General features: G+C 41.1%; 11 protein-coding genes and 1 pseudogene. 2 read left to right on the top strand and 10 right to left on the bottom strand.

The annotated features are described in order from the left end of the window. Window positions 1–129: 129 nt before the first annotated feature. Window positions 130–939: a sulfurtransferase gene (locus Q0212_RS12070; protein ID WP_297925837.1), complete on the bottom strand. Its 810-nt coding sequence runs from the start codon at window positions 937–939 to the stop codon at window positions 130–132. A gap of 123 nt (window positions 940–1,062) precedes the next feature. On the opposite strand from Q0212_RS12070, the gene pip reads away from it, so the two are divergent. Together pip and dtd are read left to right on the top strand one after the other, a co-directional pair. Next, on the top strand, window positions 1,063–2,013 hold the full coding sequence (pip, locus tag Q0212_RS12065; protein WP_297925835.1) for a prolyl aminopeptidase: 951 nt from the start codon (window positions 1,063–1,065) through the stop codon (window positions 2,011–2,013). 54 nt (window positions 2,014–2,067) lie between these two features. Beyond that, on the top strand, window positions 2,068–2,505 hold the full coding sequence (gene dtd, locus Q0212_RS12060; RefSeq protein WP_297925832.1) for a D-aminoacyl-tRNA deacylase: 438 nt from the start codon (window positions 2,068–2,070) through the stop codon (window positions 2,503–2,505). 7 nt (window positions 2,506–2,512) lie between these two features. Here the strand turns inward: dtd and tatC are convergent, their stop codons facing one another. The 9 genes and pseudogenes from tatC to ubiE all read right to left on the bottom strand — a co-directional run. Next, window positions 2,513–3,256 carry a twin-arginine translocase subunit TatC gene (gene tatC / locus Q0212_RS12055; protein ID WP_297925830.1) on the bottom strand — a complete coding sequence of 248 codons (744 nt, stop codon included), beginning with the start codon at window positions 3,254–3,256 and terminating at the stop codon, window positions 2,513–2,515. 4 nt (window positions 3,257–3,260) lie between these two features. Further along, complete coding sequence (gene tatB / locus Q0212_RS12050) at window positions 3,261–3,683, bottom strand: Sec-independent protein translocase protein TatB (protein WP_297925828.1); 423 nt, start codon at window positions 3,681–3,683, stop codon at window positions 3,261–3,263. Beyond that, on the bottom strand, window positions 3,683–3,931 hold the full coding sequence (gene tatA / locus Q0212_RS12045; protein WP_297925825.1) for a Sec-independent protein translocase subunit TatA: 249 nt from the start codon (window positions 3,929–3,931) through the stop codon (window positions 3,683–3,685). Before tatA ends, tatB begins: the two co-directional genes overlap by 1 nt. Before the next feature lie 11 nt (window positions 3,932–3,942). Continuing rightward, on the bottom strand, window positions 3,943–4,284 hold the full coding sequence (locus Q0212_RS12040; RefSeq protein ID WP_297925824.1) for a phosphoribosyl-ATP diphosphatase: 342 nt from the start codon (window positions 4,282–4,284) through the stop codon (window positions 3,943–3,945). Further along, a complete protein-coding gene (hisI, locus tag Q0212_RS12035) occupies window positions 4,274–4,675 on the bottom strand; it encodes a phosphoribosyl-AMP cyclohydrolase (RefSeq protein WP_297925821.1) in 402 nt (133 codons plus the stop codon). The genes Q0212_RS12040 and hisI overlap by 11 nt, the downstream gene beginning before the upstream one ends. Further along, entirely contained in the window at window positions 4,672–4,854 is a 183-nt protein-coding gene (locus Q0212_RS12030) for a hypothetical protein (RefSeq protein ID WP_297925819.1), read from the bottom strand. Before Q0212_RS12030 ends, hisI begins: the two co-directional genes overlap by 4 nt. After that, window positions 4,854–6,491: an AarF/UbiB family protein gene (locus tag Q0212_RS12025; RefSeq protein ID WP_297925817.1), complete on the bottom strand. Its 1,638-nt coding sequence runs from the start codon at window positions 6,489–6,491 to the stop codon at window positions 4,854–4,856. Before Q0212_RS12025 ends, Q0212_RS12030 begins: the two co-directional genes overlap by 1 nt. Window positions 6,492–6,502: 11 nt before the next feature. Then, window positions 6,503–7,168, bottom strand: coding sequence for an SCP2 sterol-binding domain-containing protein (locus Q0212_RS12020; protein WP_297925815.1), 666 nt, complete (start codon window positions 7,166–7,168; stop codon window positions 6,503–6,505). Beyond that, window positions 7,168–7,896 (bottom strand): annotated as a pseudogene (gene ubiE / locus Q0212_RS12015) (bifunctional demethylmenaquinone methyltransferase/2-methoxy-6-polyprenyl-1,4-benzoquinol methylase UbiE); the annotation flags it as partial. The gene Q0212_RS12020 and the pseudogene ubiE, both read right to left, overlap by 1 nt. Between the last annotated feature and the right edge of the window lie 178 nt (window positions 7,897–8,074).

The following is an 8,074-nucleotide window of genomic DNA, read 5'->3' as shown; positions in this document are numbered from 1 at the left end:
CTGTAAAAAATAATCACGAAGTACACTGAGCGAAGTCGAAGTGCGAGGATGGTTGGTTTCGACTCCGCTCAACCATCAACACTTCGTTCCCTGAGCCTGTCGAATGGCAATCACCCGACCAATAAATGTTTAATTACTCACTGGCGTATCACGTAAATTTCCCCATTCACTCCATGAACCCGCATAAGCCTTGATATTCAGTCCTAATAATTTTCCAACTAAATAGCTCAAACCAGAGCGATGATGGGTTTGGCAATAGACAATCACGGTTTTATCGGAGGTGATACCCAAATGGTGCAACTCTTGTTTAACTTCATTTAAGACTCGAAGTTTAAGTGAGTTTTCTTTGTCAAGTACCTGATTCCATTCGTAATGCACAGCATTGGGAATATGGCCGCCACGCATGGCTAATAGACGAGAGCCTGTATATTCTTCAATAGAGCGAGCATCCCATAATACATAGTTGGCATCTTGATAATGAGCTAAAACATCGGCCAATAAAGCTTGTGGCTGATCGTTAAAATCAATGCTTGGACTGCTAGTTGTAGGTATTGTTGGACTATTATCAATAGCAAAACCTGCGGCTAACCATGCATGTAAACCGCCGTTTAAATAGGAGTAGTTTTTGTGGCCAATAATATCTAATGTCCAAATAAAACGCCCAGCCCATGCGCCGCCTTCATCATCATAAACAACCAAATGTTTATTTGCCGTTAAACCAATATTGGCAAATAGTTGTTGTAATTGTTCAACTGAGGGTAGTTTGCCTGTTGCTGGTAGCTCACCTGACACTAAATCGCGGGTATTAACCCATACCGCATTAGGAATATGTGCTTGTTGATAAACCGATTTTTTGCACAAATCGACAATTAATAATTCAGGATGATGAAGATTATCAAGTAGTTGCTGAGCATCAAGTAACAGGGGCAAGTCGGCCATTGTTGGTCTCGCGATAAAAATTCTAGGCCAATTGTAAACACTGTGAACAAGTTAAGCAAAACAGAGTTTGGTTATTTGTTAAAAAATCCAGTATTCTTGAAAAAAATACTTTAGGGAATCGTTATGTTAACACTCTATCCAGAAATTCAGCCTTATCATCAATTTCACTTACAAGTGGATGACACACATCATTTATATATTGAAGAAAGTGGTAATCCCAAAGGCATTCCTGTAGTTTTTTTACATGGTGGGCCGGGTGCTGGTACACAACCGTGGCATCGGCGTTTTTTTGATCCGACTGCTTACCGAATTGTGTTATTCGATCAACGTGGTGCAGGGCAATCCACGCCCCATGCCAGTTTAGAAAATAACACAACGCCTCATCTAATTGCTGATATGGAGCAAATTCGTCAGCATTTAGGGATAGAGCAATGGCTTATTTTTGGTGGGTCATGGGGATCAACGCTAGCCATTGCTTATGCAGAAGCGCATCCACAACGGGTTTTAGGTTTAATTTTACGCGGCATCTTTTTGTGCAGACGTGAAGATTTATTATGGTTTTATCAAGAGGGGGCAAATCGTATTTTTCCTGATGCGTGGCAAGATTATGAAAAAGCCATTCCTCCCGAAGAACGCCATGATTATATGAGCGCATACCATCGGCGTTTAACAGGTGAAGATGAGTTGGCACAAATGGCCGCAGCAAAGGCGTGGTCAGTGTGGGAAGGGATGTGTTCAACGCTAAAACCTAACCCTAATGTGGTGCATCATTTTGCTGATCCGCATGTTGCTTTATCGTTAGCGCGTATTGAAAGTCATTATTTTGCCCATGATATTTTTATGCAACCGAATCAATTATTGAAAGATGCACATAAACTAGAAAATATTGATGGCGTGATTGTGCATGGTCGTTATGATGTGGTTTGTCCATTAGATGGTGCATTTGCTTTACATAAGGCATGGCCACGTAGCGAACTACATATTATTCGTGATGCAGGGCATTCAGCAGCAGAAGCAGGGATTATTGATGCTTTAGTGAAAGCAACGAATGATTTTGCCTTGAGATTGGCGTAATCCCTCACCCCAACCCTCTCCCAATGGGAGAGGGGGTTTTAAATGAGTGTGTTCATGAAAGGTTTGATTCAGCGTGTCAGCCATGCACAAGTGGTTGTTGATGGAGAGGTGGTTGGTGCAATCGAGCAGGGATTGTTGTTGCTGCTTGGTGTAGAGCAGGCAGATACCGAGCAACAAGCCGATAAATTGCTTCATAAAGTCTTAAATTACCGTATTTTTGCCGATGAACAAGGTAAAATGAATTTGAGTGTTAAAGATATTGGTGGTGGTTTATTAGTGGTATCACAATTTACCTTAGCCGCAGAAACCAAAAAAGGTTTAAGGCCAAGCTTTTCGAGTGCGGCTAATCCAGTATTAGCAGAGCAGTTATATCAATATTTTGTGACGCAGGCTCGGCAACAACATGCACAAGTGGCAACTGGCATTTTTGCTGCCGATATGAAAGTTAGCTTGTGTAATGATGGGCCAGTGACTTTTATGTTGGAGGGGTGAGGCGTATTTACTCCTCTTTTTCTTTCTTCTCCAAAAATCTACCAAAAAACAAACCCACTTCAAACAACATCCACATTAACACAGCAAGCACCGTCATCGACAGCGCATCGGGTGGAGTAACAAACATCGAAATCGCAAAACAAATAACAATAATATAACGGCGTTTTTCGGCTAAGCTTTCGGTGCTAATAATGCCTGCCATAATTAAAATTAATACCACCACAGGAATTTCAAAAGTAAAACCAAAAACTAAAAAGAACTTAATACAAAAATCTAAATAAGCATTAATGTCGGTCATAAAATCGACATTTTCGGGGGCAACACTGACAAAAAACTTTAACACTGGCCCTAAAGTCACAAAATAAGCAAACGAAATACCAATATAAAATAAGATAACACTAGAAACGAGGAGGGGAATAGCTAGTTTTTTCTCATGTTTGTATAAAGCAGGCGCAATAAAAGACCATACTTGATAAAGCACATAAGGAATAGCAATAAAAAATGACACAAAAAAAGTCAGTTTAAAGGGAGCTAAAAAAGAAGACGTAATATCGGTAGCCACCATGCTACTGCCAACAGGTAATAATTGGCGTAGTGGAGCAGCGAGCAAAGTATATAAATCGTTTCTAAAAGCCACTAAGACAAAAAAAACTAACAATGTTGCACCAATCATGTGCATCAAACGAGTGCGTAGTTCAATTAAATGCGCCACAAGGGGCATTTCATCTTGTTTGTTGTCTAAATCACTCATAGTCTTAGGATTTTATTAAGTTAACTTTGCTAGGTGGCAAAGAGGGTGCAGTTGGTACAGAATTATTTTCTTGAGGCTCATTATTATTGATGGGGGGCGTTTGTTGTGCCAAATAGGCAGGCGCAGCATCAACAGTTTGTGAGGCATCAGTCATTTGTTGATGAATGGTGTTTTCAACCGCTTTGATTTCTTCTTCAATAGGGTTAGTTGCTGCTTTTAGCCGAGCAATTTCATCGTTCATGCGTTGTTTAAGTTCGGCGGCAGAGACTTCTTTTTCAATTTCTGCTTGAATGTCAATCACCGTACGACGAATACGGCCAAGCCATGCGCCAGCCATGCGAGCTGCATGGGGGAGTTTTTCAGGACCAAGAACAACAAGGGCAACAATCCCCAATAAAATTAACTCGCTAAAACCAACATCAAACATTACACAGTATCTTTTTTGGCAGTGTTAACAGGAGTTGCAGTGCTATCAATTGGCGCGTTTTGGCTAATTTGAGCAGGTGGCGGTGTTTGTGGGTTGGCAGCGGCTTGTTCGCCATCTTTCATGGAGTCTTTGAAGCCTTTAATCGCACCACCTAAGTCTTTGCCTAAGTTTTTGAGTTTGGATGTGCCGAACAATAACACGACTACAACTAACATAATCAATAAGTGAGAGATTGATAAACCGGCCATAATAGTACCTCTTATTTGGTCGTGTGTTGACGAGCTGCTTTTTCAGCGTGTCCCGAAATATGCAAGCGACGAGCCAATTCGTCAATAATTGCTTGGGACGGAATATTAAAATGCCCCAACATGACAAGCGTATGAAACCACAAATCGGCAGTTTCATAAATTAAATCGTCAGTTTTACCTGATAAGCCTGCATCTTTGGCGGCAATAATGGTTTCAGTCGCTTCTTCGCCAACTTTTTCTAAAATTTTGTTAAGGCCTTTATGATAAAGACTAGCTACATAGGAAGATTCTGCTGTCGCATTTTTGCGTTCGGCTAAAATTTTATCAAGTTCGGCTAAAATATCAGTGGTCATGTTTGGGATGCTCGTAAATGGCATTAGGGTCTTTTAACACAGGTTCAACAATTTGCCATTGTTGATTATCGTCTAGTGTACGATAAAAACATGATTGGCGTCCTGTGTGGCAGGCGATTCCGCCTAATTGTTCAATTTGTAGAATGATAACATCAGCATCACAATCTAATTGTATTTCTTTGACAACTTGAATGTGACCAGATTCTTCACCTTTATGCCAAAGTTTTTTGCGTGAGCGTGACCAATAAACACCACGTTTGGTGTCTGCGGTTAATTGCAAGGCTTCGCGGTTCATCCATGCGACCATTAATACCCGACCTGTTTGTGCATCTTGGGCAATGGCAGGAATTAAACCTTGTTCGTCAAATTTTACAGTATCGAGAAAAGTCATAATTTATTACCAGTACGATTGGCCATAATCTCTGCGACCAATGAGTCAACACTATCGGGAGTTTGTGTATTTTGACGAGAAAGTGTGTAATCACCTGTACCACGTTCAAATTGTTGCAAAAAACGTAATAGGCCATCTGTTCCTAGCTCTTTTTGTAAAATTTCTAAATAAATTTTCATTACACCAATACTCGCCAAATGACGGCGATAACCACTAAACCTGCACAAATTAGCGCAAACAATCCATCACTAGCACTCACCCCCGCTGCACCCGTTAATACCGCTAAAAAGGCTAACCAATCTTGGCGACGACTTTGGGCTAATTGATAGTGTAAGTTTTGTAGCTCACGCCATTGTTTTTCTTGCCATGCGTTATTTTGTTTTAAACCACGCAAACTATCATAAATCAAATTGGGCAATTCGGCTAAACCTAAGACCATAGCAGGGGTTTGTTGGCCGAGTTTTTTCATTGACTCAACAGGGTTTAGGCGAGTGCTTAACCATTGAGCCAATAATGGCTTGCCTAATGACCAAATATCTAAATCAGGATAAAGCTCTCGACCCAAGCCTTCAACATGGACTAATGTTTTTAGCAATAAGACTAATTGGGGCGGGATTTCCAAATGATAGCGTCGTGCAACTTCTAAAATATCCATTAAAATTGGTGCAAAATCCAATTCAGCAATCGATTTTTGTAACATCGGGCTTAACAGACGGCGCATCTCGCGGGTAAGAGCAGGAATATCTGTTGACGGTGGAATCCAGCCCGCTTGCGCTGCAATATTAATCAATTGTTGGAAGTCATGTTGCATTACGGCCATCATTAAACGCGCAACCGTTAAATGGTCGGTGTCGCTTAATTCACCCATAATTGCACAATCTAAGGCAATATATTTAGGATTTTCTGGCTTAGAAATATCAACAAAAATATTACCAGGGTGCATATCAGCATGAAAAAAGTTGTGATTAAACACCTGCGTAAAAAATATCGTTAAGCCTTTTTCGGCTAAGACTTGTAAATTAACGCCTTTTTCGATGAAGGTTTTTTTGTCGGAAATTGGTACACCATAAATCCGTTCAGCCACCATCACTTGCGAACGACACCATTTATGATGCACTTCGGGTATATAAATCAACGAAGAGTTTGGAAAGTTATTTCTCATTCGTGTGGTGTTTGCGGCTTCTTGGAGCAAGTCTATTTCACTTAATAAAACTTGTTCGTAATCACAAACCACATGATGTAAATGTAGGGCGGCGGCGGCAGGTGTGCGTTCTTCTAACCACAAGGAGGCAGTTTTTAAAATAGCAAAATCTTGGCTAATCGCTTGTTCTAAGTTGGGACGAACAATTTTAACAATCACCTCACGACCATCGACTAAGGTGGCGGTGTGCACTTGGGCAATGGAGGCGGCGGCTAACGGTGTTTGTTCAAAAGAGCTAAAAATATCTGCCAGTGGTGCATTTAGTTGTTGCTCAACAATTTGTGTGGCTAACAAACTCTCAAAGGGCGGGACTCGATCTTGTAGTTTACTGAGTTCGGCAATCCAATTAGGCGGTAATAAATCGGCGCGTGTGGATAATAACTGACCGAGTTTAATAAATAACACACCTAGCTCTTGTAGGGCTAAGCGCAAACGCTCACCATCATCATAGGTGGTTAACACAGGGTTAGACCACCATGCAGGGTGAATACGTAAAATGAATAAACCTAATTTAACAGGCAGTGGAACAGGCGCATCTGCGGGAATCAGGGTATCTAAACGATAGGCCGCACAAATACGCCAGATTTCTAATAAACGGGGCAGATGTTGAAGCATCCTATAATTCCTTAGCTATTTTGCTCCCTTTCCCCATCAGGGAGAGGGTTGGGGTGAGGGGATGAAATTTTTTCTTTTAATAACGCAATACGTGCTTCTAGACGCTCAATATCGGTGCGAAGTTCTTGTACTTCTTCAATAAAGTCATCAACTTGCCATTTGCGTGGTAACAGTTGTGATTCTTCGCGTAAAAACTCACCACCATGCATCAAAAAGCTTTGTGCTGCTTGTTTGGCAAAGCTAAATAAGCTGCGAATACCTTGGCCAATTTGTTGGGCAGGAATATCGCCAATCAATTGGCTTAGGCCAAATTCCCAATCAATGTCTAAGGCCAAACCAATCTGTTGTAAGGTCTGTAAAAAGAAAATATCACCTTCAAGTTGTAAACCACTTTGGGTAATCATTTGATCTTTATTAAACGCTTGTTTGATGTAATCAAAACTAGTAGCGGTTACAGTGGCGGTTGGCTCTAAGCTTAAGTGGTCTTCGGCAGGGGTTAAACGGACTTTACCATCATCAAAAAACACCAAAATACTCAAGTCGGGGTACTGAATATTTAATAATAAACTTTTGCCTGTTTGTGCATTGAGTTGTAAACGAGTGGCAGGGTCTAAGTCTAAGGCTTTATTGAGCATATCCTCAAAAGCAGCCAAGGCGATGACGGTCGGTAATAACATTATTTATAGCCTCGATGTAAAGCCACAATACCACCTGTTAAATTGTGGTAATCACAACTGATAAAACCTGCATCTTGCATCATGTCTTTTAGGGTGTTTTGGTCGGGATGCATCCGAATAGATTCGGCTAAATAACGATAACTATCCGCATCTTGGGTGATGAGTTGCCCCATTGCAGGTAACACACTAAACGAATACGCATCATAAACTTTGGATAAAGGCTCATAAATTGGCTTAGAAAACTCTAACACTAATAAACGGCCATTGGGCTTTAACACCCGATACATAGAACGTAAGGCAGCATCTTTGTCGGTGACATTACGCAAACCAAAGGCAATGGTAATAATATCAAAAGTGTTGTCGGCAAAAGGCAAGCACTCAGCATTAGCTTGCACATATTCCACGCCCGTATAACCGCCATCAATTAATTTGTCGCGGCCAACTTTGAGCATGGAATCGTTAATATCGGCTAACACCACTCGACCATTTGCACCCACTTCACGGGCAAAAACACGCGCTAAATCACCTGTGCCACCTGCAATATCAAGCACTTGCTGACCACGACGCACACCAGACAAGGTAATGGTAAAACGTTTCCACAAACGATGAATACCCATTGACATCAAATCGTTCATTAAATCGTATTTGGCAGCAACTGAATGGAATACTTCAGCAACTTTTTGGACTTTTTCTTCTGTTTTAACGGTTTGATAGCCGAAGTGAGTAGTAGAGTTGTCTTTGGCGTTAGTCATGGTCTTTAACTGAGTGGACAAAAAGATGTGCTGATTGTCGGATGAATTACAGGGATAATCAAGTTTTGTGACAAAAAACAAAGGCGCATGATGCGCCTTTTTATCAACTTCGCCGTAAAACCTCGCGCCTTTTGGTTACTGAGCGAAGTCGAAG

This window comes from uncultured Agitococcus sp., assembly GCF_937920075.1.
GTDB lineage: Bacteria > Pseudomonadota > Gammaproteobacteria > Pseudomonadales > Moraxellaceae > Agitococcus.
Note: the sequence above shows the minus strand (reverse complement) of the source record. Positions and strands in the feature narration are given on the sequence as shown.

Bases quoted from the DNA above. Each gene is read 5' to 3' on its own strand.
- Q0212_RS12070 (WP_297925837.1), bottom strand. From the start codon at position 939: ATGGCCGACTTGCCCCTGTTACTTGATGCTCAGCAACTACTTGATAAT.
- pip (WP_297925835.1), top strand. From the start codon at position 1,063: ATGTTAACACTCTATCCAGAAATTCAGCCTTATCATCAATTTCACTTA.
- dtd (WP_297925832.1), top strand. From the start codon at position 2,068: ATGAAAGGTTTGATTCAGCGTGTCAGCCATGCACAAGTGGTTGTTGAT.
- tatC (WP_297925830.1), bottom strand. From the start codon at position 3,256: ATGAGTGATTTAGACAACAAACAAGATGAAATGCCCCTTGTGGCGCAT.
- tatB (WP_297925828.1), bottom strand. From the start codon at position 3,683: ATGTTTGATGTTGGTTTTAGCGAGTTAATTTTATTGGGGATTGTTGCC.
- tatA (WP_297925825.1), bottom strand. From the start codon at position 3,931: ATGGCCGGTTTATCAATCTCTCACTTATTGATTATGTTAGTTGTAGTC.
- Q0212_RS12040 (WP_297925824.1), bottom strand. From the start codon at position 4,284: ATGACCACTGATATTTTAGCCGAACTTGATAAAATTTTAGCCGAACGC.
- hisI (WP_297925821.1), bottom strand. From the start codon at position 4,675: ATGACTTTTCTCGATACTGTAAAATTTGACGAACAAGGTTTAATTCCT.
- Q0212_RS12030 (WP_297925819.1), bottom strand. From the start codon at position 4,854: ATGAAAATTTATTTAGAAATTTTACAAAAAGAGCTAGGAACAGATGGC.
- Q0212_RS12025 (WP_297925817.1), bottom strand. From the start codon at position 6,491: ATGCTTCAACATCTGCCCCGTTTATTAGAAATCTGGCGTATTTGTGCG.
- Q0212_RS12020 (WP_297925815.1), bottom strand. From the start codon at position 7,168: ATGTTATTACCGACCGTCATCGCCTTGGCTGCTTTTGAGGATATGCTC.